Below are 22,728 nucleotides of genomic sequence, written 5' to 3' on the forward strand. Positions count from 1 at the left end.
GCAAGGCAAACAGCGAGGAACTTATGTCCAAACTCGATCTCAACGCGCTGAACGACCTGCCAAAAGTCGATCGCGTGCTGGCGCTGGCTGAAACCAACGCCGAACTGGAAAAGCTGAGCGCCGAGGAACGCGTGGCGTGGGCGCTGGAAAACCTGCCAGGTGAATATGTGCTGTCATCAAGCTTCGGTATTCAGGCCGCAGTAAGCCTGCATCTGGTGAATCAGATTCGCCCGGATATCCCGGTGATCCTGACCGATACCGGCTACCTGTTCCCGGAAACCTACCAGTTTATTGATGAGTTAACGGACAAACTCAAGCTGAATCTGCAGGTTTATCGCGCGAAAGAGAGCGCGGCCTGGCAGGAAGCACGCTACGGTAAGCTGTGGGAGCAGGGCGTCGAAGGCATTGAGAAATACAATGACATCAACAAGGTTGAGCCGATGAACCGGGCGCTGAAAGAGCTCAACGCGCAAACCTGGTTTGCCGGTCTGCGCCGCGAACAGTCCGGTAGCCGCGCCACGCTACCGGTGCTGGCGATTCAGCGCGGGGTCTTTAAGGTGCTGCCGATCATCGACTGGGATAACCGCACGGTGTATCAGTACCTGCAAAAGCACGGCCTGAAATACCATCCGCTGTGGGATCAGGGCTATCTGTCGGTGGGCGATACGCATACCACCCGTAAGTGGGAACCTGGGATGGCGGAAGAAGAGACGCGATTCTTTGGGCTCAAGCGCGAGTGCGGGCTGCACGAAGGCTAAGGTCTTTTTCTGCACATTTCACGCCCCCGGCTCCGTACCGGGGGCTTTTTTAAGGGAGACGGGTTAGCTGTGCTTTCCCGCCTTCGCCAGCTCTTTCATCAGCGGCATCATCACTTTCACCACATCGCGGCTGCGGTGCTCAATGCGCCCCGGTAGCGCTTTATCAATATGCTGCTGGTTATCGAGCTGCGCATTATGCCAGCTGGTGCCGTCCGGGAAGCTGGCGCTTTTGGCGCGCTGCTGGTAACCGTCTTTTTTGCCGAGCGACCAGTTAGTCGCCTCAATAGACAGGACAGGAATACCTGCTTTATCAAACACTTCTGCGTCGTTACAGCAGCCGGTGCCCTGCGGATACTGAGGATTAAGGCCCGGATTCGTCGCGGCGGCAATGCCGTGGCTGCGGGCCAGCGTCAGCGCGCGATCGCGGGTGAGTTTGCGCACCGAGGCAGGCGTTTTTACGCCGCTGTTAAAATAGAGTTTATCGCCAACGACGAGGTTATCGAGGTTAATGACCAGCAGAGTATTTTTCTTCTCCGCGCTGCTCATGCGTTTAAGTAAATTCTCTGCGCCGAGTTTGCCTTCCTCTTCGCCGCTGGTGGCAATAAAACGAATACCGTACTGGGTGGGAATATCTTTAAAGCGCTCAGCCAGCTCCAGCATCACGCCCAGGCCCAGCGCGTTATCATCAATGCCCTGTAGCGTCAGGCCGCCAAAATTCTGCTCAACGTCGCTGTCGCTGCGCGGGGCGTAGGTATCCAGATGTGCCATGATGATAATTTGCTGACTGGATTGACCTTCATGCGCGGCAATGACGGTGCTGCCGACCACGTTATGCCAGTTCTTACGGTTATCTTTGCTGGTGTAGATATAGCGGCTGTGAAACGTGCGGATATCGCTCTGGTAGCCCATTTGCGCAAACTGCTGGCGAATGTAGTCTGCGGAGAGCATTTCCGCCGGTGTGCCGGTAATGCGGCCGGGAAAATAAGTGGCGATATAGCGAGCCTGCGTATTGGCGATAGCGCCCAGCGAAGCGGATGCCGCGTGCGCCGGGAGGGTAAGACATACGCCGAGCGCCAGGGCTGCCATGCAGTGGCGCAGTGCGGAGAACATAGGACGTCCTTACAACAGTGCAAAAAAATAGACGCGCCTAGTATGAAACCAAGGTTTTCATTACACAATTTCCAATACGCTTAAATGCCCGAAAAATAGCATGTTAAGCACTTTTTGATATTTGCTTTTCCAGGGCGTTATTCCTTTGAGTAACTACTCATTCCTTTTCGTAATTTCATTTGGTCTAAACCTACCCCTATAGTCCCTCTATTGCTGATTGTTAGCGAGTTGTAGCACGACCCAATAAGCGCCAACGACAAGATCGGCCCTCAACACAACAGACGTGCAATGAATCAGGCTTAAGGAACGGTTATGGACCAAAAACGACTTACTCACCTGCGGCAACTGGAGGCGGAAAGCATCCATATTATCCGTGAGGTGGCCGCCGAATTTTCCAATCCGGTGATGATGTACTCCATCGGTAAAGATTCCAGCGTGATGCTGCATCTGGCGCGCAAGGCGTTTTACCCCGGTACGCTGCCGTTCCCGCTGCTGCACGTCGATACCGGCTGGAAATTCCGTGAAATGTACGAGTTTCGCGATCGTACCGCCAAGGCCTACGGCTGCGAGCTGCTGGTGCATAAAAACCCGGAAGGGGTGGCGATGGGCATTAACCCGTTTGTCCACGGTAGCGCCAAGCATACTGACATTATGAAAACCGAAGGCCTTAAGCAGGCGCTGAATAAATACGGCTTTGATGCCGCATTCGGCGGCGCGCGTCGCGATGAAGAAAAGTCGCGCGCTAAAGAGCGCATTTACTCCTTCCGCGACCGCTTCCACCGCTGGGACCCGAAAAACCAGCGCCCGGAGCTGTGGCACAACTACAACGGCCAGATCAACAAAGGTGAAAGCATTCGCGTGTTCCCGCTCTCTAACTGGACCGAGCTGGATATCTGGCAGTATATCTATCTGGAAAACATCGAGATTGTTCCGCTGTACCTGGCCGCCGAGCGTCCGGTGCTGGAGCGTGACGGCATGCTGATGATGATCGACGACGATAGGATTGATTTGCAGCCAGGCGAAGTGATCAAAAAACGCATGGTGCGTTTCCGTACCCTGGGATGCTGGCCGCTGACCGGCGCGGTAGAGTCCGACGCGCAGTCGCTGCCGGAAATCATCGAAGAGATGCTGGTCTCAACCACCAGTGAACGCCAGGGGCGCGTGATTGACCGCGACCAGGCCGGCTCCATGGAGCTTAAAAAACGTCAGGGTTATTTCTAAGGAGCCGCCATGAACACCACTATTGCACAACAAATTGCCGACGAAGGCGGCGTGGAAGCATACCTGCACGCTCAGCAGCATAAAAGCCTGCTGCGCTTTCTGACCTGCGGCAGCGTGGATGACGGTAAAAGTACGCTGATTGGCCGCCTGCTGCACGACACGCGCCAGATTTACGAAGACCAGCTGTCCTCGCTGCACAATGACAGCAAACGCCACGGTACCCAGGGCGAGAAGCTTGATCTGGCGCTGCTGGTGGATGGCCTGCAGGCCGAGCGTGAGCAAGGCATCACCATTGACGTGGCCTACCGCTATTTTTCGACTGAGAAGCGCAAATTCATCATCGCCGACACCCCGGGGCACGAGCAGTACACCCGAAATATGGCCACCGGTGCATCCACCTGCGACCTGGCGATCCTGCTGATTGACGCGCGTAAAGGTGTGCTCGATCAGACTCGTCGTCACAGCTTTATTTCAACGCTGCTGGGTATCAAACACCTGGTCGTGGCAGTCAACAAAATGGATCTCGTCGACTATAGCGAAGAGACCTTTAACCGCATTCGCGAAGAATATTTGACCTTTGCTGAGCAGCTGCCGGGCAATCTGGATATTCGCTTTGTGCCTCTCTCCGCGCTGGAAGGCGATAACGTGGCCAACAGCAGCGAAAAGCTGCCGTGGTACAGCGGCCCGACGCTGCTGGAAGTACTGGAAACTGTAGCGATTCGCCGCACGGTCGACAGCCAGCCGATGCGTTTCCCCGTACAGTATGTTAACCGCCCGAACCTGGACTTCCGCGGCTTCTCCGGCACGCTGGCTTCCGGCACCGTGAAGGTCGGCCAGCGCATCAAGGTGCTGCCGTCAGGCGTTGAGTCAACCGTTGCGCGTATCGTCACCTTCGACGGTGACCTGCAGGAAGCGGCCGCCGGTGAAGCCATTACGCTGGTGCTGAAAGATGAAATCGACATCAGCCGCGGTGACCTGCTGCTTGACGCAAAGGACGCGCTGCCGTCGGTACAGCGCGCCAGCGTTGATGTGGTGTGGATGGCCGAACAGCCGCTTGCGGCGGGGCAGAGCTATGACATTAAGGTTGCCGGCAAGAAGACGCGCGCACGTGTCGACGGCATTCAGTACCAGGTGGACATCAACAACCTGACCCAGCGTGAAGTGGAAGCGCTGCCGCTGAACGGGATAGGTCTGGTGGATCTGACCTTTGACGAGCCGTTGGTGCTGGATAAATACCAGGAAAACCCGGTGACCGGCGGGCTTATCTTTATCGATCGGTTAAGCAACGTTACCGTGGGTGCCGGTATGGTTCGCGAGCCCAATACCCAGCAGGCGGTGGTCAATACTGACTACAGTGCCTTTGAGCTGGAGCTGAATGCGCTGGTGCGTAAGCACTTCCCGCACTGGGGCGCGCGCGATTTGCTGGGAGGCAAATAATGGCGGCACACGACGAGAACGTGGTCTGGCACGCGCATCCCGTCACCGCCCAGCAGCGCGAACAACTCCACGGTCACCGTGGCGTTGTGCTGTGGTTTACCGGTCTGTCGGGATCGGGCAAATCAACCGTAGCCGGAGCGCTGGAAGAGGCATTGCACGAGCTGGGCGTCAGCACCTATTTGCTGGACGGCGATAACGTACGTCACGGCTTGTGCAACGATCTGGGCTTTACTGATGACTCTCGTAAAGAGAACATCCGTCGCGTTGGCGAAGTGGCAAAGCTGATGGTGGATGCCGGGCTGGTGGTATTAACGGCCTTTATCTCGCCACACCGCGCTGAGCGTCAGATGGTGCGTGAACGCGTCGGCGAGGGACGCTTTTTTGAAGTGTTCGTTGATACGCCGCTGGCCATTTGCGAAGCGCGCGACCCAAAAGGGTTGTACAAAAAAGCGCGCGCCGGCGAGCTGCGTAATTTTACCGGGATTGATTCATCATATGAATCTCCCGAGCGACCAGCAATCCATCTCGACGGTGAACAATTAGTAACAAATTTGGTGGCTCAATTATTAGATCTACTGAGGCAGAGCGATATTATCAGATCCTGAAAACGTGTCGGCGTGTGCCTGCTCCGACCTAACAGGATTATTTATGCGTAATACTCAGAACATCAACGTGGCCCCGCCCGAGTCACTCGCCCCTGCTTATGACGAAACCACCTGGTCTTTGTCAGGGGCCTTTGTTGGCTTTGCGGCGTGGTTGATGGCGCTGGGAATTCCCTACCTGCACTACGGCAATAACACGCTGTTCTTCTTCCTCTACACCTGGCCTTTTTTCCTTGCCCTGATGCCGGTATCGGTTGTCGTTGGCGTGGCTTTTCATTCGCTGATGAAAGGCAAACTTGCCTACACTATTGTTGCCACGCTGCTGACCGTTGCCGTGCTGTGCAGCTTGTTATTTATGTGGATTATGAGTTAATCCTTGCGCAGTCGGCCTGGTCCAGCGCGTTAGCCGGTCCCCTGTGCGGGTGAAATGTGGTACATTTCCGGCGATATACGGTATTGCCCGCGGCCGGAGTGGAGTATGACGGCGAGTTATGGGATGATAGTGCCGTTTTTCAGGGGGCAGGATGGGTAAATTAACGCTGCTATTACTGGCTTTGCTGGTCTGGCTACAATATTCGTTGTGGTTTGGAAAAAACGGCCTGCATGACTTTAGCAGGGTCCGTGATGATGTATCCGTACAACAATCAACGAACGCAAAATTAAAAGCGCGTAACGATCAGCTTTTCGCTGAAATTGACGATCTCAACGGCGGTCAGGAAGCGATCGAGGAACGCGCGCGTAACGAACTCAGCATGACCCGTCCGGGCGAAACGTTTTATCGTCTGGTTCCGGATGCGTCTAAGCGCACGCAGAGCGCGGGGCAAACGCAAACTAATCGATAACCAGTCCCAGGATGACGACATGGCCGTGACTTTTCCGGGCGTATGCGCCGTGGTGCCGGCAGCCGGATTTGGCCGCCGCATGCAAACGGACTGCCCAAAGCAATATCTCTCAATCGGTAACAAAACGATTCTTGAACACTCGGTGGATGCGCTGCTGGCTAACGCCCGCGTCCAGCGGGTGATTATCGCCGTCTCTGCCGGAGACGAACGCTTCGCGCAGCTTCCTCTTGCGCAACATCCTCAGATTACCGTCGTAGAAGGCGGTGCCGAACGTGCCGATTCCGTGCTGGCGGGCCTGCGTGCGATTGATGATGCCGAATGGGTGCTGGTGCATGATGCCGCACGCCCGTGTCTGCATCAGGACGACCTTGCTCGTCTGCTCGCGCTCAGCGAACGTAGCCGCGTGGGCGGCATTCTGGCCGCACCGGTGCGCGATACCATGAAGCGCGCCGAACCGGGGAAAGTGGCCATTGCGCATACCGTCGATCGTAACGATCTGTGGCACGCATTGACGCCGCAATTTTTCCCGCGCGAGCTGCTGTTAGCGTGCCTGACCCGCGCGCTGAACGACGGTGCGTCGATCACCGATGAAGCATCGGCATTAGAATATTGTGGCTTTCACCCCGAGTTGATCGCCGGACGCGCTGATAATATTAAAGTGACTCGCCCGGAAGACCTGGCGCTCGCTGAATTTTACCTCACCCGCTCGGGTAACCCGGAGAATGCATAATGCGAATTGGACACGGTTTTGACGTACACGCCTTTGGGGGCGTTGGCCCGATTATCATTGGCGGCGTGCGTATCCCTTACGAAAAAGGGCTGCTGGCGCACTCTGATGGCGACGTTGCGCTGCACGCGCTGACCGACGCGCTGCTGGGCGCTGCGGCGCTGGGTGATATTGGCAAGCTGTTCCCGGACACCGATCCGGCGTTTAAAGGCGCCGACAGCCGCGCGCTGCTGCGCGAAGCGTGGAAACGGGTTCAGGCCAAAGGCTACACGCTGGGAAACGTCGACGTCACGATTATCGCCCAGGCGCCGAAAATGCTGCCGCACATTCCGCAGATGCGCGTTTTTATTGCCGAAGACCTCGGCTGTCATATGGACGATGTTAACGTCAAAGCGACCACCACCGAGAAGCTCGGCTTTACCGGGCGCGGCGAGGGTATCGCCTGTGAGGCGGTCGCACTGCTGCATAAGGCAACGTCATGATTCAGTTTGATGAACTCACCTGGCTGCACGGTAAACCGCAGGGGACGGGGCAGTTAAAGGCCAATCCGGAAGATTTTCTGGTGGTCGAAGATTTAGGCTTTGAGCCTGACGGCGAAGGCGAGCATATTCTGGTACGCATCCTGAAAAATGGCTGCAACACCCGATTTGTGGCCGACGCGCTGGCGAAGTTTTTGAAAATCCACGCCCGCGAAGTGAGCTTTGCCGGGCAGAAAGATAAGCATGCGGTGACCGAACAGTGGCTATGCGCACGCGTGCCGGGCAATACCATGCCGGATTTAAGCCAGTTTCAGCTTGAAGGTTGTCAGGTGCTGGAATATGCCCGCCATAAGCGTAAGCTGCGTTTAGGGGCGCTGAAGGGCAACCAGTTTACGCTGGTGCTACGCGAGGTTCGCGGGCGTGACGACGTTGAGGCGCGCCTGCAGGCCATCGCCGAGCGCGGCGTGCCAAATTACTTCGGGGCCCAGCGTTTCGGCATCGGCGGCAGCAACCTGCAGGGCGCACTGCGCTGGGCAGAAAGCGGCGCGCCGGTACGCGATCGGAATAAACGCAGTTTTTGGTTGTCGGCGGCCCGCAGCGCGTTGTTTAATCAGCTAGTGAGCGAGCGCCTAAAAAAACTGGACTTTAATCAAGTTGTTGACGGCGATGCGCTACAATTAGCGGGACGCGGCAGCTGGTTTGTTGCCAGCGAAGAAGAGCGGGCCGAATTGCAGGCTCGCGTCGACGCGCGTGAATTGATGATTACCGCAGCGCTGCCCGGGAGCGGCGACTGGGGGCCACAGCGTAGCGCCCTGGAATTTGAACAGACCGTGCTGGCCGACGAGACGGCGTTGCAGTCGCTGCTGCTGCGCGAAAAAGTCGAGGCCGCGCGTCGCGCGATGCTGCTGTATCCACAGCAGCTAAGCTGGAACTGGTGGGACGACGTTACCGTCGAACTGCGTTTCTGGCTTCCGGCGGGCAGCTTTGCAACCAGCGTGGTAAGGGAACTTATCAATACAACAGGTGATTATGCGAATATTGCTGAGTAACGATGACGGGATCCATGCGCCAGGTATTCAGACGCTGGCCAGAGCCTTGCGGGAGTTTGCCGAGGTTCAGGTAGTTGCACCCGATCGTAACCGCAGCGGCGCATCGAACTCACTGACGCTGGAATCCTCGCTTCGTACCTTCACTTTCGATAATGGCGACATCGCCGTACAAATGGGCACACCGACGGACTGCGTCTATCTGGGCGTCAATGCGCTGATGCGCCCGCGCCCTGATATCGTGGTCTCCGGCATCAATGCCGGGCCCAATCTGGGCGATGACGTCATTTACTCCGGCACGGTGGCGGCCGCGATGGAAGGCCGCCATTTAGGCTTTCCCGCGCTGGCGGTGTCGTTGAACGGTCATCAGCACTACGATACTGCTGCCGCCGTGACCTGCTCGCTGCTGCGGGCGCTTTCTCGCGAACCGCTGCGTACCGGGCGTATCCTGAACGTGAACGTTCCGGATCTGCCGCTCGATCAAATCAAAGGGATTCGCGTTACCCGCTGTGGCAGCCGCCATCCGGCGGATAAAGTCATCCCGCAGCAGGATCCGCGCGGTAATACGCTCTACTGGATTGGCCCGCCGGGCGACAAATGCGATGCCGGCCCGGATACCGATTTTGCTGCCGTTGATGCCGGCTACGTGTCGGTTACGCCGCTGCATGTCGATCTCACGGCACACAGCGCCCACGACGTGGTCACCGGCTGGCTTGAGCAGGCGAGGGTCGATACACAATGGTAGTCAGTAAACGTATCCAGAGCCTGCTTAATCAGCTTCGTCAGCTGGGCATACGCGATGAGCGCGTGCTTGAGGCAATGGCGCAGGTGCCGCGCGATAAATTTATTGATGAAGCGTTCGAACACAATGCGTGGGAGAACGTTGCGCTACCGATAGGTCAGGGGCAGACGATTTCGCAGCCGTATATGGTGGCGCGGATGACCGAGCTGCTGGAGCTGACGCCGGAGTCCCGGGTGCTGGAAATCGGCACCGGTTCAGGCTATCAGACGGCCATTCTGGCGCATCTGGTGCATCACGTCTGCTCGGTTGAGCGCATCAAAAGTCTGCAATGGCACGCCAGGCGTCGCCTGAAGCAGCTTGATTTGCATAATGTATCTACCCGCCACGGCGATGGCTGGCAGGGGTGGCAGGCACGTGCCCCGTTTGACGCCATCATCGTGACGGCAGCTCCGCTGGAGATCCCGGTTGCGCTGATGTCGCAGCTGGATGAAGGCGGAATTCTCGTTTTACCCGTGGGCGATGATCAGCAGTATCTAAAGCGCGTTCATCGGCGGGGAGACGAATTTATTATTGATACCGTTGAGGCCGTTCGCTTCGTTCCTCTTGTTAAGGGGGAACTGGCCTGAGACCCGGATTTTTCTGAGGGTTTTCAGCCCAATTCAGCGTATGGTGAGCATATTTTCCAGTGTTCATCACCTGCGTTGCACGGTATTAAGTCACTGGCAGTTAACCTATTCCTGGGGGATAAATGAGCGCGGGAAGCCCTAAATTTACCGTCAATCGTGTTGTGGCATTATCACTGGTTTCACTTTGGCTGGCCGGCTGTTCTTCTTCAAATAATGCGCCAGCGCCAGTGAGCTCCGTGAACAGCGGTGGCACCAGCAGCACCAACTCCGGCATGCTGATTACGCCGCCGCCAAAAATGGGCAGCACGGCGCAGTCAACGCCTCAGATTCAGCCGGTACAGCCGGTGCAGACCCAGCCCGTTCAAACCCAGCCTCGCGTGTCTCAGCCCGTTGCCGAGCAGCCGGTGCAGATGCAGAACGGCCATATCGTCTACAACCGTAAATACGGCGATATTCCAAAAGGCAGCTACACCGGTGGCAGCACCTATACGGTCAAACACGGCGACACGCTGTTCTACATTGCCTGGGTGACCGGCAACGACTTCCGTGACCTGGCGCAGCGTAATAACGTGGCGGCCCCGTACGCGTTGAACGTGGGTCAGGTACTGCAGGTCGGCAACGCTTCCGGCCAGCCGATTACCGGCAATAACCCGGTCGCTGTGGCCAGCGCGCAGGCCAGCGGTGGAAATACCGGATTAGTCTCAAAACCTGCACAAAAATCAACCGCGGTTGTTGCGTCGACTCCGACAATTACGTATTCTGAGGATTCAGGTGAACAAAGTGCTAACAAAATGTTGCCTAACAACAAGCCTGCGACGACTGTCACAGCGCCTGTAACGGCACCGACTGCGAGCACGACCGTACCGACTGCCAGCAGTACTTCAACCAGTTCGCCAATTTCTTCATGGCGCTGGCCGACTGACGGCAAGATCATCGAAAACTTTAGCGGCACCGACGGTGGCAATAAAGGTATCGATATTGCGGGCAGTAAAGGACAGGCAATCGTCGCAACCGCCGATGGGCGCGTCGTCTATGCCGGTAACGCACTGCGCGGTTACGGTAATCTTATTATCATCAAACACAACGATGATTACCTGAGTGCCTACGCTCATAACGATACAATGCTGGTCCGGGAACAACAGGACGTCAAGGCGGGGCAGAAAATCGCTACCATGGGTAGCACCGGAACCAGTTCAACACGTTTGCATTTTGAAATTCGTTACAAGGGGAAATCCGTCAACCCGCTGCAGTACTTACCGCAGCGATAAGTCGGCAAAGTCCTTCACATGAACGCTTTCAGGCGGCATCGGCAGCCGCAGAGGTCGCCTGAAGAGTGACATGATAAGGTGCATTGCCTGGGGATCACGGGTAGGAGCCACCTTAAAATGAGTCAGAATACGCTGAAAGTTCATGATTTAAATGAAGACGCGGAATTTGATGAGAATGGAGTAGAGGCGTTCGATGAGAAGGCCTTAAATGAAGAGGAACCCAGTGACAACGAACTCGCAGAAGAAGAGCTCTTATCGCAGGGTGCTACTCAACGTGTACTCGATGCGACCCAGCTGTACTTAGGCGAGATCGGCTATTCTCCGTTATTGACCGCTGAAGAAGAAGTCTATTTTGCACGCCGTGCTCTGCGTGGCGATGTGGCCTCACGCCGTCGGATGATTGAAAGCAACCTCCGTCTGGTGGTGAAAATTGCCCGCCGTTATGGCAATCGTGGTCTGGCGCTGCTGGATCTGATCGAAGAGGGCAACCTGGGGCTGATTCGTGCCGTAGAGAAGTTTGACCCGGAGCGTGGGTTCCGTTTCTCAACCTATGCCACCTGGTGGATTCGTCAGACGATTGAACGGGCTATCATGAACCAAACCCGTACCATCCGTCTGCCTATCCATATCGTTAAAGAGCTGAACGTCTATCTGCGTACCGCGCGCGAGCTGTCCCATAAATTGGACCATGAACCGAGCGCAGAAGAGATAGCTGAACAGCTGGATAAGCCGGTTGATGACGTTAGCCGTATGCTGCGTCTCAATGAACGCATTACCTCAGTTGATACCCCTCTGGGGGGCGATTCTGAGAAAGCGCTGCTGGATATCCTGGCCGATGAAAATGAAAACGGTCCGGAAGACACCACGCAGGACGATGACATGAAGCAAAGCATCGTGAAATGGCTGTTCGAACTGAACGCCAAACAACGAGAAGTGCTGGCGCGTCGTTTTGGTCTGTTGGGGTATGAAGCAGCGACGCTGGAAGATGTCGGCCGCGAGATTGGCCTGACCCGCGAACGCGTGCGTCAGATTCAGGTTGAAGGTCTGCGCCGTCTGCGTGAAATCCTGCAGACGCAGGGGCTGAATATCGAAGCGCTGTTCCGCGAATAAGCCTGTTTTATTCAAAGAGGTCAGTCGAGAGACTGGCCTTTTTCTTTGCCATTTTTTCGCGCTAGTCCATCATTTTACGAATTAACTGCGTAAACTGCTGTCGCTCTTCGGCGGTTAAGCGCTGTAAAAATTCATTATCGACGCGATTCCCCACCGGCTGACTGGCCGCCAGCAGCGCTTCACCTTCCGGCGTTAAAAAGACGAACCGACGGCGCTTATCGTCGGGATCGTGCTCGCGTTTGACCCATCCGCGCGTTTCCATCCTGCTCAACATCTCAGCCAGCGTGGCTTTCGTGCTGACCGCCACGCTGGTCAACGCCACCTGCTCAATACCGGGGCATTCGGCAATGGAGCGCATCACCGCGTATTGCGGTTTCGTCAGCTCGGGCAGCTCTTGCTGCCAGCGTGATGTATGTTGCTGAAAAAGATGGCGAAGCAGGTGAAAGGCTTCATTTTTAATTTCCACGAACGCTCTCCGACGATAACCCTGCGACTATGATAGCCGCTCACGTGTCATTGAACAAAAAATGCGAACGACCTTGTCAGATACCGTCGACAGGAGTAGGTTAAGTACATTGTTCGTACACGAACGAATTTGAGGTGAACGATGAGACTGATTATTGGCATGACCGGCGCAACCGGCGCACCGTTGGGCGTTGCGCTTCTGCAGGCGCTGCGCGACATGCCGGAGGTGGAAACGCATCTGGTGATGTCGAAATGGGCCAAAACCACCATCGAACTGGAAACCCCGTGGACTGTGCGCGAAGTGGCGGCAATGGCCGACTTCAGCCATAGCCCGGCCGATCAGGCTGCGACCATCTCTTCCGGCTCATTCCAGACCGACGGCATGATTGTGATCCCCTGCAGTATGAAAACGCTTGCCGGTATTCGCGCGGGATATGCCGATGGTCTCGTTGGCCGTGCGGCCGACGTCGTATTGAAAGAAGGGCGCAAGCTGGTGCTGGTGCCGCGCGAAATGCCGCTTAGCACCATTCATCTGGAAAACATGCTGGCGCTCTCGCGCATGGGCGTTGCCATGGTGCCACCTATGCCGGCGTTTTATAACCATCCGGAAACGGTGGACGACATCGTGCAGCACGTGGTGACCCGCGTGCTCGATCAGTTCGGCCTCAAACATGATAAGGCGCGCCGCTGGCAGGGGCTGTCGACGGCGACACCACTTTCACAGGAGAATGCATAATGGCTTTTGATGATTTACGCGGGTTCTTGCAGGCGCTGGAGGACCAGGGTCAGCTGCTCAAAATAAGCGAAGAGGTTAACGCCGAGCCGGATCTGGCGGCGGCGGCCAATGCGACCGGGCGCATTGGCGACGGCGCACCTGCGCTGTGGTTTGACAATATTCGCGGCTTTACCGATGCGCGTGTGGTGATGAACACGATTGGCTCATGGCAGAACCATGCCATCTCGCTGGGATTGCCAATCAACACGCCGGTTAAAAAGCAGATTGATGAATTTATTCGCCGCTGGGACAACTTCCCGATTGCCCCGGAACGCCGTGCTAACCCGGCATGGGCGGAAAACACCGTCGACGGTGACGACATTAACCTGTTCGACATCCTGCCGCTGTTCCGCCTGAATGACGGCGACGGGGGCTTCTACCTCGACAAAGCGTGCGTTGTCTCGCGTGACCCGCTGGACCCGGATAACTTCGGCAAGCAGAACGTCGGTATTTACCGTATGGAAGTGAAGGGCAAGCGCAAGCTTGGCCTGCAGCCGGTGCCGATGCACGACATTGCGCTGCACCTGCATAAAGCGGAAGAGCGCGGTGAGGATTTACCGATCGCCATTACCCTGGGCAACGACCCGATCATCACCCTGATGGGCGCCACGCCGCTGAAGTACGATCAGTCCGAATATGAAATGGCCGGCGCGCTGCGTGAAAGCCCGTACCCCATTGCCACCGCGCCGCTGACCGGTTTCGACGTACCGTGGGGCTCGGAAGTGATTATCGAAGGGGTAATCGAAGGCCGTAAGCGTGAAATTGAAGGTCCGTTCGGTGAATTCACCGGTCACTACTCCGGCGGTCGCAACATGACCGTGGTGCGCATCGACAAAGTTTCCTACCGTACAAAACCGATTTTTGAATCGCTCTACCTCGGCATGCCGTGGACCGAAATCGACTACCTGATGGGGCCGGCGACCTGCGTGCCGCTGTACCAGCAGCTGAAGGCTGAATTCCCGGAAGTGCAGGCGGTGAATGCGATGTACACCCACGGCCTGCTGGCGATTATCTCCACTAAAAAACGCTACGGCGGCTTCGCCCGCGCGGTCGGGCTGCGTGCAATGACGACGCCGCACGGCCTGGGGTACGTGAAGATGGTGATTATGGTTGACGAAGACGTTGACCCGTTCAACCTGCCGCAGGTGATGTGGGCGCTCTCCTCGAAGGTCAATCCGGCGGGCGATCTGGTGCAACTGCCGAACATGTCGGTACTGGAACTCGATCCGGGATCAAGCCCGGCGGGAATTACCGACAAACTGATTATCGACGCGACGACCCCGGTTGCGCCGGACAACCGCGGTCATTACAGCCAGCCCGTACAGGATCTGCCTGAAACGAAAGCATGGGCTGAAAAACTGACCGCTATGTTGGCTAACCGCAAGTAAGGAGAAAATGATGATTTGCCCACGTTGCGCCGATGAACATATTGAAATCATGGCAAAATCGCCGGTCAAAGATGTCTGGACCGTATACCAGTGCCAGCACTGTCTGTACACCTGGCGCGATACCGAGCCGCTACGCCGCACCCATCGCGAACATTACCCGGAAGCGTTCCGCATGACGCAGAAGGATATCGACGACGCGCCGATGGTGCCGAGCATTCCGCCGCTGCTGGCGGAAGATAAGCGCTGATAAACGGGTCGGCAAACTGTCGGTAGGCCTGATAAGCGAAGCGCCATCAGGCCATCCCGCTCTCTCTAAAGCTCGGACTCTCCGGGCTTTTTTATTTTGCGAGCAGCCTCGTAGCAACGGACTGAATTTATTCGCGATGCGGCAAGCGGACATAGAATAGCGGCGGGTGCTTGAGGCTTTGTGGGCTTTGAGCATTTTCAGGGTTCCAGAAAGACGAAAGCCCCAGACGATATTTCTATCAACCTGAGGCTAGCGTACAAACCCGAACAGTTTGAATGTTAGTCTCTTCTTTGCAGGGAGGCAAGATATGCTGACGAAGTATGCCCTGGTGGCAATCATCGTGCTGTGTGCCACAGCATTAGGGTTCACGCTAATGGTGCGCGATTCGCTGTGTGAGTTGAGTATCCGGGAGCGTGGTATGGAGTTTAAAGCTATTCTCGCTTACGAACCGAAGAAGTAGCGACGACGCGGGGGCAACCCCGCGTATTGACTGCCTGGGTTTACCCTCCAGCACCCATTTATTTCCACCTGCCGGGCTACAGGCGTAGCCCGGCCGCGCGCTGCGGGATCGGGAACGATTTACACCATGCCTTTCAACCGATAAATCCACTCCAGCGCCTGCCGCGGGGTTAACGCATCCGGATCCAGACCTTCCAGCGCTTCTACCGCCGGCGACACCTCTTCTGGTACCGACAGCAGCGACATCTGCGTACCATCAACCTGGGTCGCAGCCGCATTTGGCGAGAGGCTTTCCAGCTCGCGCAGCTTCTGCCGCGCGCGCTTAATCACGTCTTTCGGCACGCCAGCCAACTGGGCGACCGCCAGCCCGTAGCTTTTACTCGCCGCACCGTCCTGCACGCTATGCATAAAGGCAATCGTGTCGCCGTGCTCAAGCGCATCGAGGTGCACGTTAGCTACGCCTTCCATTTTTTCCGGCAGTTGGGTCAGCTCAAAGTAATGGGTGGCAAACAGCGTTAACGCTTTGATTTTATTTGCCAGACTCTCGGCGCAGGCCCACGCCAGCGACAGGCCGTCATAGGTTGAGGTTCCGCGGCCAATTTCGTCCATCAGGACCAGGCTGTGCTCGGTGGCGTTATGCAGAATGTTGGCCGTTTCAGTCATCTCGACCATAAAGGTCGAGCGGCCGGATGCCAGATCGTCCGCCGCGCCCACGCGGGTGAAAATACGATCGATGGGGCCAATTTCGACGCTTTGCGCCGGCACGTAGCTGCCGATATAGGCCAGCAGCGCAATCAGCGCCGTTTGCCGCATATAGGTACTTTTACCGCCCATATTGGGGCCGGTGATGATTAACATCCGGCGCTGTGGCGACAGGTTTAGCGGGTTGGCAATAAACGGCTCGTTAAGCACCTGTTCCACTACCGGATGGCGGCCTTCGGTAATGCGAATGCCGGGCCTGTCGGTAAAGGTAGGGCAGGTGTAGTTCAGCGTATATGCGCGCTCGGCGAGGTTGATGAGCACGTCCAGCTCGGCTAACGCGCTAGCACTCTGCTGAAGATCGGCCAGATGCGGCAGCAGCAGCTCAAACAGCTCGTCATACAGCTGTTTTTCCAGCGCCAGCGCCTTGCCTTTTGAGGTCAGCACTTTGTCCTCGTACTCTTTCAGCTCGGGGATGATATAGCGCTCGGCGTTTTTCAGCGTCTGGCGGCGTACGTAGTTGATGGGCGCCAGATGGCTTTGGCCGCGGCTGATCTGAATGTAATAGCCGTGGACGGCGTTATAGCCCACCTTCAGCGTGTCCAGACCGGTACGTTCACGCTCGCGAATTTCCAGGCGGTCAAGGTAGTCGGTCGCGCCATCGGCCAGCGCGCGCCACTCGTCCAGCTCGGCGTGATAGCCGGGGGCAATAACCCCGCCGTCGCGGACCAGCACCGGCGGCGCATCAACGATCGCCCGTTCCAGCAGCTCGCGCAGTTCGCGAAATTCACCCATTTTTTCACGCAGCATCTGCACCGGCGCGCTGTCGACGCTAGCCAACTGAGCGCGCAGCTCTGGCAACTGCTGAAAAGCATGGCGCATACGGGCAAGGTCGCGCGGGCGCGCGGTACGCAGCGCCAGACGGGCGAGAATACGTTCCAGATCGCCTACCTGGCGCAGCACCGGCTGCAGCTCGGCGGTGGCATCCTGCAGGGCGCCGATGGTTTGTTGACGCTCGGTAAGGATTTTTGTGTCGCGCACCGGCATATGCAGCCAGCGTTTGAGCATGCGGCTGCCCATTGGGGTTACCGTGCAGTCCAGCACGGCTGCCAGCGTATTTTCTACGCCCCCGGCCAGGTTCTGGGTAATTTCCAGATTCCGGCGGGTGGCGGCGTCCATAATAATGCTGTCCTGCTGGCGGTCCATGGTGATGGATCGAATGTGCGGTAGCGAGGTGCGCTGGGTATCTTTTACGTACTGTAACAGACAGCCAGCGGCGCACAGACCCCGGGGGGCGCCTTCGACGCCAAAGCCAACCAGATCGCGAGTGCCAAACTGCATATTCAGCTGCTGGCGCGCGGTGTCGATTTCAAATTCCCACAGCGGGCGGCGGCGCAGGCCGCGACGGCCTTCAATCAGCGACATCTCGGCGAAGTCTTCGGCATACAGCAGCTCGGCGGGATTGGTACGCTGCAGCTCTGCCGCCATGGTTTCGCGGTCGGTGGGTTCGCTCAGGCGGAAACGCCCGGAGCTGATGTCCAGCGTCGCGTAGCCGTAGCCTTTGTTATCCTGCCAGATAGCCGCCAGCAGATTGTCCTGACGCTCCTGCAACAGCGCTTCATCGCTGATGGTGCCGGGGGTTACGATACGCACCACTTTACGTTCAACCGGCCCTTTGCTGGTGGCCGGGTCGCCAATTTGTTCACAAATCGCGACCGACTCCCCCTGATTCACCAGCTTGGCGAGGTAGTTTTCTACCGCGTGATGCGGAATACCCGCCATTGGAATCGGCTCCCCGGCGGAGGCGCCGCGCTTGGTCAGCGAGATGTCCAGCAGCTGCGATGCGCGCTTTGCGTCATCGTAGAACAGTTCATAGAAGTCGCCCATGCGGTAGAACAGCAGAATTTCCGGGTGCTGTGCTTTTAGCTTCAGATACTGCTGCATCATGGGGGTGTGGGCGTCGAGATTGTCGATTTTACTCATGGGGTGTTATCCAGATCCCTGATTAATAGTGTAAAGCGAACTTTTTCATTTTCGTTTTTGTCGCAAGGGGTGGCTATGATAACGGAGATAGCTATTTCAGGGAAAGCGGCGAAATCGAAAGTCGGGATCGCCGTTTAACGGGGATGCGCCCCTGGGCATATGTCCGGCGACGCGCCAAAACGGCGCGCCGCCGGATGGTGTTAGCCAAAGCGCGGAAGCAGGTTAAAAGTGCTGCCAAACCAGCACAGAATGACCGTCACACCAAACAGAATCACCACGGCAGGAATCGCTTTACCGCCCCAGACGGTAAATATTTTATCCGGAAAACGCTCGCGCGATTTCAGGGCGAGGAAGGCCGGGACGATGACTGCCCAGATTGTCGCGCACAGCCCGGCGCCGCCGATGGCGTAAATAAAGCCGTTGGGGAAAATCAGATACAGTGCGGCGGGCGGTAAAAAGGTCAGTAGCAGCGTTTTGAAGCGGCCGACGGGGGTGTTAGACTGGCCCCCTGAATCTCCAGACAGTTGGTATCACTTAAGTTAGTGATAGTCTTAATACTAGTTTTTAGACTAGTCGTTGGAGTCCGAATGATTGATGTTTTAGGTCCAGAGAAGCGCAGACGGCGAAGTGTTCAGGAAAAAATCGCCATTGTTCAGCAGAGTTTTGAGCCCGGAATGACCGTGTCGCTGGTCGCCCGTCAGCATGGCGTTGCTGCCAGTCAGCTGTTCCTGTGGCGTAAGCAGTATCAGGAAGGCAGCCTTACAGCCGTTGCCGCAGGAGAACAGGTTGTGCCCGCGTCGGAGCTGGCATCTGCGATGAAGCAAATTAAAGAGCTGCAACGCCTGTTGGGCAAGAAAACCATGGAAAACGAGCTGCTAAAAGAAGCCGTTGAATATGGCCGACAAAAAAAGTGGATAGCGCACGTGCCCTTGTTGCCGGAGGATGGCGAATAAGCCTTGTCAGTCGTTGCCTCCGGGTCTCACGTGCGCAACTGCATGCCATGGCCCGTCGGTCAAAGGACTGGCAGGATCGTCGGTGCAAGCGCAAGCCTGATGATACTGACGCGCTGGCCCGTATCCATACCGTTATCGGCGATCTGCCCACCTATGGTTATCGTCGGGTATGGGCACTGCTGCGCAGACAATCAGAAACTGACGACATGGCGGTGATCAATGCCAAACGCGTATACCGCATCATGCGTCAGAATGCGCTGCTGCTTGAGCGTAAACCGGAAATACCGCCATCGAAGCGGGCGCATACAGGGAAAGTGGCCGTTGGAGAAAGTAACCAGCGGTGGTGCTCTGACGGCTTCGAGTTCAGCTGTGATAACGGTGAAAAACTGCGGGTCACGTTCGCTCTGGACTGTTGCGATCGCGAGGCACTTTACTGGGCGGCCAGTAACGGTGGATATGACAGTGAAACCGTGCAGGACGTCATGCTGGGTGCCGTGGAGCGTCGTTTCGGTAACAGCCTGCCGACATCCCCAGTTGAGTGGCTGACAGACAACGGTTCAGCCTACCGTTCTTATCAGACGCGTCAGTTCGCCAGAATGGTAGGACTGGAGCCTAAACATACGGCGGTACGTAGCCCGGAAAGCAACGGGATGGCAGAGAGCTTCGTGAAAACGATGAAGCGCGATTACATCAGCATCATGCCGAAACCCGACGGGTTAACAGCGGTAAAGAACCTTGCGGAGGCCTTCGAACATTACAACGAATGGCATCCGCATAGTGCACTGGGGTATCGTTCGCCACGGGAATATCTGCGGCGGCGAACCAGTAATGGGTTAAGTGATAAAAAGTGTATGGAAATATAGGGGCCAATCCAGGTGTTGTCCATTTTGAACAGGTCTGCCAGATAGTCAAACAGCCCCAGTGTGACGCCAAAGAACGAGCTGGCAACCGCCAGGTTAGAGAATATCAGCAGGAAGAATTCGATGACGCCGCGCTGATTGGTGCCTAAAAACGATTTCACCAGCGAGTCAACGTTGCCACCCGAGGCAATAATTTCCTTAAAGTTGCTGCGGTGGATATTGCCCATGGTGCAGTATAGCCAGAACAGATAAATCACCAGCGCCAGCAGCGAACCGAATACGATACTTTTGATTAGCTTATCTTTGCGCTTGCCGTAACAGATGATCAGGCTGGGAATGTTGCCATGGAAGCCAAACGAGGCAAGGCAAACCGGCACCGCCATGAGTATGTACGGGAAGTAGCTGCTATGGCCTTCCGGCGCGGCAATGTCCCGCAGAATGGAGTAGTCGACCTGGAAGAAAAACGAACCAAATACCACGATAAAGGCGATAATTTTGATGCCGAGGAAAAAAGAGGTAATGCGGCTGGCGGCGAGCGAGCTGAACCACAGTACTGCCGCGACAAAAATGGCGCTGCCGATGCCGACAATACGCGGGTTGACGTGCGTCCCGGCGTTGATGGCGATGGTTTCACTGATAATCGCGCCGTTGGCTGAAATATAGGCGTAGGTCAATATATACAGCACAAAGGCCACGGTAATACCGCTAAGCACATTCCATTTATTGCCAATCAGATCTTTCGTTATGGTATTAAAGCTTGAGCCAACGGGGTAATTAAGATTAGCTTCTAATAAAAGCAGGCCGGAATGAAGCATTGAAAACCAGGCAATAATTAAAATAAATGCGCCCCAAAAAAACCAGGCTCCGGCAAGGTCAACCGGTAAAGCAAACATTCCGCCGCCGATGACGGTGCCGGCAATGACCATAATTCCCCAGAATGAGGAATGTTTTGTATTTGAATCTTCGTCCATGGCTTTCCCTTGTTGATAACGTTTAAGTCAATGCTTTCGTCAGGAACAAACTATGACGCCAGGTAACAAGAACCCGAATGACCCGCTATCAGCAGGGCCATTCGGGTCAGTGGTTAATTAGACTTCTTTTAATTTTGCCGTAAAGTGACGCAGTACTTTCGGCTCGTAGGTGAAGGTTAAACCTTTAATATTGGCCGCATTCTCTTTAACGTGGCCGAACGCTTCGATAATAAAGTCCATATGCGTTTGGGTGTAGGTGGCGCGCGGAATAGTTAAGCGCAGCAGCTCAGCCGGACACGGCAGCTGTTTGCCGGTTTTCGGGTCGCGGCCCAGCAGGAAAGAGCCGATTTCGACGGCGCGAATCCCCGCCACTTTATACAGCTCGCAGGCCAGCGCCTGGGCCGGGAACTGCTCGGCCGGGATGTGCGGCAGCAGCTTGCCCGCATCGACAAACGCCGCGTGGCCGCCCGCCTGCTGGCAGGTCACGCCAATCGCCTCCAGGCCGTCGACCAGGTACTGAATCTGCGCAATACGATAGGCCAGCCAGTCCTGATTCATACCGTCGTACAGGCCTACGGCCAGACGCTCCATCGCACCGCCTTCCAGACCGCCGTAAGTCGGGAAGCCTTCCTGTACGACGCAAAGGGTTCGGCATTCGGTATAAACATCGAAGAAGCTGTCGTCTTTAATACACAGCAGGCCGCCCATGGGCACCATGGCGTCTTTCTTCGCCGACATGGCCAGCATATCCGCATATTTGTACGTCTCGCGGGTAATCTCTTCAATGCTCCAGTCCTGATAGCCCGGCTCGCGCTGTTGAATAAAGTAGGCGTTTTCCGCAAAGCGCGCGGAGTCCATCACCACCGGAATATCGTATTTTTTAGCAATCGCGTACATTGCCTTGAGGTTTGCCAGTGAAACCGGCTGGCCGCCCGCAGAGTTACAGGTAATGGTGGCAACAATATACGGCACGTTATTCGGGCCAACGGTTTCAATGCCGTGCTCTAAGCCCTGAAGGTCAAAATCGCCTTTAAAATCATTACGTACGGCGGTGTCGAACGCTTCTTTGGTATACACGTTGCGTACGGTACAGCCGTTAATCTGGCTGTGGCCCTGGGTGGTGTCGAAGAAATAGTTGGAGAACGCCACCATTTTGCTGCGGTCGAGGCCTTTTTCCTGCTCGCGTTTTTTAATCAGTACCGGAATATAAATTTGCTCGGCGCCGCGCCCCTGGTGGGTGGGGATAGTGTGCTGGTAACCAAAAATCTCTTTTACCGCGTTGCATAACGCATAGTAGCTGCGGCTGCCGCTGTAGGCTTCATCGCCGCGTAACATTGCCGCCTGCATATTTTGCGTCACCGCACCGGTGCCGCTGTCGGTCAGCAGGTCAATAAAGACGTCTTCACTATCGAGCAGGAACGGGTTCATTCCAGCCTGAATAATGGCGTTGTCGCGGTGCTCACGGGTGGTGCGTTTTACCGGCTCAATAACGCGAATACGGAAAGGCTCTGGCAGATGTTTAAAGTTATTCATGGTGTTATCCTCAATTTTTTGGCAAGCGTATTCCGCTGACGTCGATAAAAATCAATACGTCATTTTTAACGTAATAAGCATGCCCGCTTCCGCTTTCTGTATTTTGGTTGCAATAAATACGGCGCGTATAATAACCGGCGCAACAATATTGCTGACCTTAATCAGAAATCATGAAATAGGTATAGGTATCCGAAACAGATAATGATAAATCTGTTGTCAGAAATATTTATCAGGAGGCGTGAGAGGCGTTAAGGGCGGTGATTGACAATAATGCTGTCAATATTAAACCACTTTGACGTGTTATAGGTTAGCGTGCGGATGTTCATAATGTATGTTCTCCATTAGACACAGGCATACATTATTAGATTTAATATTTTTGTCTATTCCCAACCTATTCAATTGTGAATCTGGTCACGATTGATTCAGT

At 55.9% G+C, this 22,728-nt stretch carries 23 protein-coding genes and 2 pseudogenes; 18 read left to right on the top strand and 7 right to left on the bottom strand.

The features are described 5' to 3' along the window. Positions 1-23: 23 nt before the first annotated feature. Entirely contained in the window at positions 24-758 is a 735-nt protein-coding gene (gene cysH / locus H7R76_RS05400) for a phosphoadenosine phosphosulfate reductase (RefSeq protein WP_106926053.1), read from the top strand. A gap of 63 nt (positions 759-821) precedes the next feature. Here the strand turns inward: cysH and H7R76_RS05405 are convergent, their stop codons facing one another. Next, on the bottom strand, positions 822-1,868 hold the full coding sequence (locus tag H7R76_RS05405) for an aminopeptidase (protein ID WP_182930113.1): 1,047 nt from the start codon (positions 1,866-1,868) through the stop codon (positions 822-824). A gap of 312 nt (positions 1,869-2,180) precedes the next feature. Here H7R76_RS05405 and cysD point away from each other — a divergent pair, with 312 nt between their 5' ends. The 12 genes from cysD (at position 2,181) to rpoS (ending at position 11,968) form a co-directional block, all read left to right on the top strand. After that, a complete protein-coding gene (gene cysD, locus H7R76_RS05410; protein ID WP_106926057.1) occupies positions 2,181-3,089 on the top strand; it encodes a sulfate adenylyltransferase subunit CysD in 909 nt (302 codons plus the stop codon). Between the two features lie 9 nt (positions 3,090-3,098). Continuing rightward, positions 3,099-4,526 carry a sulfate adenylyltransferase subunit CysN gene (gene cysN, locus H7R76_RS05415; protein WP_106926059.1) on the top strand — a complete coding sequence of 476 codons (1,428 nt, stop codon included), beginning with the start codon at positions 3,099-3,101 and terminating at the stop codon, positions 4,524-4,526. Then, positions 4,526-5,131: an adenylyl-sulfate kinase gene (gene cysC / locus H7R76_RS05420; RefSeq protein ID WP_106926062.1), complete on the top strand. Its 606-nt coding sequence runs from the start codon at positions 4,526-4,528 to the stop codon at positions 5,129-5,131. The genes cysN and cysC overlap by 1 nt, the downstream gene beginning before the upstream one ends. Before the next feature lie 43 nt (positions 5,132-5,174). Next, on the top strand, positions 5,175-5,501 hold the full coding sequence (locus H7R76_RS05425; protein ID WP_106926064.1) for a DUF3561 family protein: 327 nt from the start codon (positions 5,175-5,177) through the stop codon (positions 5,499-5,501). A 151-nt stretch (positions 5,502-5,652) separates the two neighbouring features. After that, the gene (gene ftsB, locus H7R76_RS05430) at positions 5,653-5,970 is read left to right on the top strand and encodes a cell division protein FtsB (RefSeq protein ID WP_106926066.1); all 318 of its coding nucleotides are present in this window, start codon (positions 5,653-5,655) and stop codon (positions 5,968-5,970) included. Positions 5,971-5,989: 19 nt separating this feature from the next. Continuing rightward, complete coding sequence (gene ispD / locus H7R76_RS05435) at positions 5,990-6,700, top strand: 2-C-methyl-D-erythritol 4-phosphate cytidylyltransferase (protein WP_106926068.1); 711 nt, start codon at positions 5,990-5,992, stop codon at positions 6,698-6,700. Then, positions 6,700-7,179, top strand: a complete 480-nt coding sequence (gene ispF / locus H7R76_RS05440) for a 2-C-methyl-D-erythritol 2,4-cyclodiphosphate synthase (protein WP_106926070.1) — start codon at positions 6,700-6,702, stop codon at positions 7,177-7,179. Before ispD ends, ispF begins: the two co-directional genes overlap by 1 nt. Next, complete coding sequence (gene truD, locus H7R76_RS05445) at positions 7,176-8,225, top strand: tRNA pseudouridine(13) synthase TruD (protein WP_182930114.1); 1,050 nt, start codon at positions 7,176-7,178, stop codon at positions 8,223-8,225. Before ispF ends, truD begins: the two co-directional genes overlap by 4 nt. Beyond that, positions 8,206-8,967, top strand: a complete 762-nt coding sequence (gene surE, locus H7R76_RS05450; RefSeq protein WP_182930115.1) for a 5'/3'-nucleotidase SurE — start codon at positions 8,206-8,208, stop codon at positions 8,965-8,967. The genes truD and surE overlap by 20 nt, the downstream gene beginning before the upstream one ends. Next, complete coding sequence (locus tag H7R76_RS05455) at positions 8,961-9,590, top strand: protein-L-isoaspartate(D-aspartate) O-methyltransferase (RefSeq protein WP_106926076.1); 630 nt, start codon at positions 8,961-8,963, stop codon at positions 9,588-9,590. Before surE ends, H7R76_RS05455 begins: the two co-directional genes overlap by 7 nt. Before the next feature lie 122 nt (positions 9,591-9,712). Further along, positions 9,713-10,858 carry a murein hydrolase activator NlpD gene (gene nlpD, locus H7R76_RS05460; protein WP_106926078.1) on the top strand — a complete coding sequence of 382 codons (1,146 nt, stop codon included), beginning with the start codon at positions 9,713-9,715 and terminating at the stop codon, positions 10,856-10,858. A 117-nt stretch (positions 10,859-10,975) separates the two neighbouring features. Continuing rightward, the gene (rpoS, locus tag H7R76_RS05465) at positions 10,976-11,968 is read left to right on the top strand and encodes an RNA polymerase sigma factor RpoS (RefSeq protein ID WP_106926080.1); all 993 of its coding nucleotides are present in this window, start codon (positions 10,976-10,978) and stop codon (positions 11,966-11,968) included. Positions 11,969-12,029: 61 nt separating this feature from the next. Here the strand turns inward: rpoS and H7R76_RS05470 are convergent, their stop codons facing one another. After that, positions 12,030-12,434 (bottom strand): MarR family winged helix-turn-helix transcriptional regulator, encoded by a 405-nt coding sequence (locus H7R76_RS05470; protein ID WP_182967170.1) that lies wholly within the window; start codon positions 12,432-12,434, stop codon positions 12,030-12,032. A gap of 141 nt (positions 12,435-12,575) precedes the next feature. Between H7R76_RS05470 and H7R76_RS05475 the strand changes: the two genes are divergently transcribed. The 4 genes from H7R76_RS05475 to H7R76_RS05490 all read left to right on the top strand — a co-directional run bounded on the left by H7R76_RS05475 (position 12,576) and on the right by H7R76_RS05490 (position 15,303). Then, on the top strand, positions 12,576-13,169 hold the full coding sequence (locus H7R76_RS05475) for a non-oxidative hydroxyarylic acid decarboxylases subunit B (RefSeq protein WP_106926084.1): 594 nt from the start codon (positions 12,576-12,578) through the stop codon (positions 13,167-13,169). Further along, positions 13,169-14,596, top strand: coding sequence for a non-oxidative hydroxyarylic acid decarboxylases subunit C (locus tag H7R76_RS05480; RefSeq protein ID WP_182967172.1), 1,428 nt, complete (start codon positions 13,169-13,171; stop codon positions 14,594-14,596). Before H7R76_RS05475 ends, H7R76_RS05480 begins: the two co-directional genes overlap by 1 nt. Positions 14,597-14,606: 10 nt before the next feature. Further along, a complete protein-coding gene (locus tag H7R76_RS05485) occupies positions 14,607-14,843 on the top strand; it encodes a non-oxidative hydroxyarylic acid decarboxylases subunit D (protein ID WP_106926088.1) in 237 nt (78 codons plus the stop codon). Positions 14,844-15,150: 307 nt separating this feature from the next. Continuing rightward, positions 15,151-15,303, top strand: coding sequence for a Hok/Gef family protein (locus H7R76_RS05490; RefSeq protein WP_106926090.1), 153 nt, complete (start codon positions 15,151-15,153; stop codon positions 15,301-15,303). Between the two features lie 119 nt (positions 15,304-15,422). Here the strand turns inward: H7R76_RS05490 and mutS are convergent, their stop codons facing one another. Then, on the bottom strand, positions 15,423-17,984 hold the full coding sequence (mutS, locus tag H7R76_RS05495) for a DNA mismatch repair protein MutS (RefSeq protein ID WP_182967175.1): 2,562 nt from the start codon (positions 17,982-17,984) through the stop codon (positions 15,423-15,425). 200 nt (positions 17,985-18,184) lie between these two features. Further along, positions 18,185-18,481: pseudogene (locus H7R76_RS05500) on the bottom strand (aromatic amino acid transport family protein); the annotation flags it as partial. Positions 18,482-18,571: 90 nt separating this feature from the next. On the opposite strand from H7R76_RS05500, the gene H7R76_RS05505 reads away from it, so the two are divergent. After that, positions 18,572-19,800 (top strand): IS3-like element ISEc27 family transposase gene (locus H7R76_RS05505; RefSeq protein ID WP_148116659.1). Its coding sequence is split into 2 segments (ribosomal slippage): positions 18,572-18,887 and positions 18,887-19,800, totalling 1,230 coding nucleotides; the frame shifts between segments, so codons are not numbered across the junction. On the opposite strand, the pseudogene tnaB reads toward H7R76_RS05505, so the two are convergent. The 3 genes and pseudogenes from tnaB to tnaC all read right to left on the bottom strand — a co-directional run. Further along, a pseudogene (gene tnaB / locus H7R76_RS05510) lies at positions 19,758-20,768 on the bottom strand (low affinity tryptophan permease TnaB); the annotation flags it as partial. The gene H7R76_RS05505 and the pseudogene tnaB overlap by 43 nt on opposite strands. A 117-nt stretch (positions 20,769-20,885) precedes the next feature. Continuing rightward, positions 20,886-22,301, bottom strand: a complete 1,416-nt coding sequence (gene tnaA, locus H7R76_RS05515) for a tryptophanase (protein ID WP_106928216.1) — start codon at positions 22,299-22,301, stop codon at positions 20,886-20,888. 248 nt (positions 22,302-22,549) lie between these two features. Continuing rightward, positions 22,550-22,627, bottom strand: coding sequence for a tryptophanase leader peptide (gene tnaC / locus H7R76_RS25105; protein WP_106928434.1), 78 nt, complete (start codon positions 22,625-22,627; stop codon positions 22,550-22,552). Positions 22,628-22,728 lie beyond the last annotated feature (101 nt).

Source organism: Klebsiella sp. WP8-S18-ESBL-06 (assembly GCF_014169755.1).
Classification (GTDB): Bacteria; Pseudomonadota; Gammaproteobacteria; order Enterobacterales; family Enterobacteriaceae; genus Kluyvera; species Kluyvera ascorbata_B.

Coding starts and splice junctions, on each gene's coding strand:
- cysH (WP_106926053.1), top strand. CDS start 24: ATGTCCAAACTCGATCTCAACGCGCTGAACGACCTGCCAAAAGTCGAT.
- H7R76_RS05405 (WP_182930113.1), bottom strand. CDS start 1,868: ATGTTCTCCGCACTGCGCCACTGCATGGCAGCCCTGGCGCTCGGCGTA.
- cysD (WP_106926057.1), top strand. CDS start 2,181: ATGGACCAAAAACGACTTACTCACCTGCGGCAACTGGAGGCGGAAAGC.
- cysN (WP_106926059.1), top strand. CDS start 3,099: ATGAACACCACTATTGCACAACAAATTGCCGACGAAGGCGGCGTGGAA.
- cysC (WP_106926062.1), top strand. CDS start 4,526: ATGGCGGCACACGACGAGAACGTGGTCTGGCACGCGCATCCCGTCACC.
- H7R76_RS05425 (WP_106926064.1), top strand. CDS start 5,175: ATGCGTAATACTCAGAACATCAACGTGGCCCCGCCCGAGTCACTCGCC.
- ftsB (WP_106926066.1), top strand. CDS start 5,653: ATGGGTAAATTAACGCTGCTATTACTGGCTTTGCTGGTCTGGCTACAA.
- ispD (WP_106926068.1), top strand. CDS start 5,990: ATGGCCGTGACTTTTCCGGGCGTATGCGCCGTGGTGCCGGCAGCCGGA.
- ispF (WP_106926070.1), top strand. CDS start 6,700: ATGCGAATTGGACACGGTTTTGACGTACACGCCTTTGGGGGCGTTGGC.
- truD (WP_182930114.1), top strand. CDS start 7,176: ATGATTCAGTTTGATGAACTCACCTGGCTGCACGGTAAACCGCAGGGG.
- surE (WP_182930115.1), top strand. CDS start 8,206: ATGCGAATATTGCTGAGTAACGATGACGGGATCCATGCGCCAGGTATT.
- H7R76_RS05455 (WP_106926076.1), top strand. CDS start 8,961: ATGGTAGTCAGTAAACGTATCCAGAGCCTGCTTAATCAGCTTCGTCAG.
- nlpD (WP_106926078.1), top strand. CDS start 9,713: ATGAGCGCGGGAAGCCCTAAATTTACCGTCAATCGTGTTGTGGCATTA.
- rpoS (WP_106926080.1), top strand. CDS start 10,976: ATGAGTCAGAATACGCTGAAAGTTCATGATTTAAATGAAGACGCGGAA.
- H7R76_RS05475 (WP_106926084.1), top strand. CDS start 12,576: ATGAGACTGATTATTGGCATGACCGGCGCAACCGGCGCACCGTTGGGC.
- H7R76_RS05480 (WP_182967172.1), top strand. CDS start 13,169: ATGGCTTTTGATGATTTACGCGGGTTCTTGCAGGCGCTGGAGGACCAG.
- H7R76_RS05485 (WP_106926088.1), top strand. CDS start 14,607: ATGATTTGCCCACGTTGCGCCGATGAACATATTGAAATCATGGCAAAA.
- H7R76_RS05490 (WP_106926090.1), top strand. CDS start 15,151: ATGCTGACGAAGTATGCCCTGGTGGCAATCATCGTGCTGTGTGCCACA.
- mutS (WP_182967175.1), bottom strand. CDS start 17,984: ATGAGTAAAATCGACAATCTCGACGCCCACACCCCCATGATGCAGCAG.
- tnaA (WP_106928216.1), bottom strand. CDS start 22,301: ATGAATAACTTTAAACATCTGCCAGAGCCTTTCCGTATTCGCGTTATT.
- tnaC (WP_106928434.1), bottom strand. CDS start 22,627: ATGAACATCCGCACGCTAACCTATAACACGTCAAAGTGGTTTAATATT.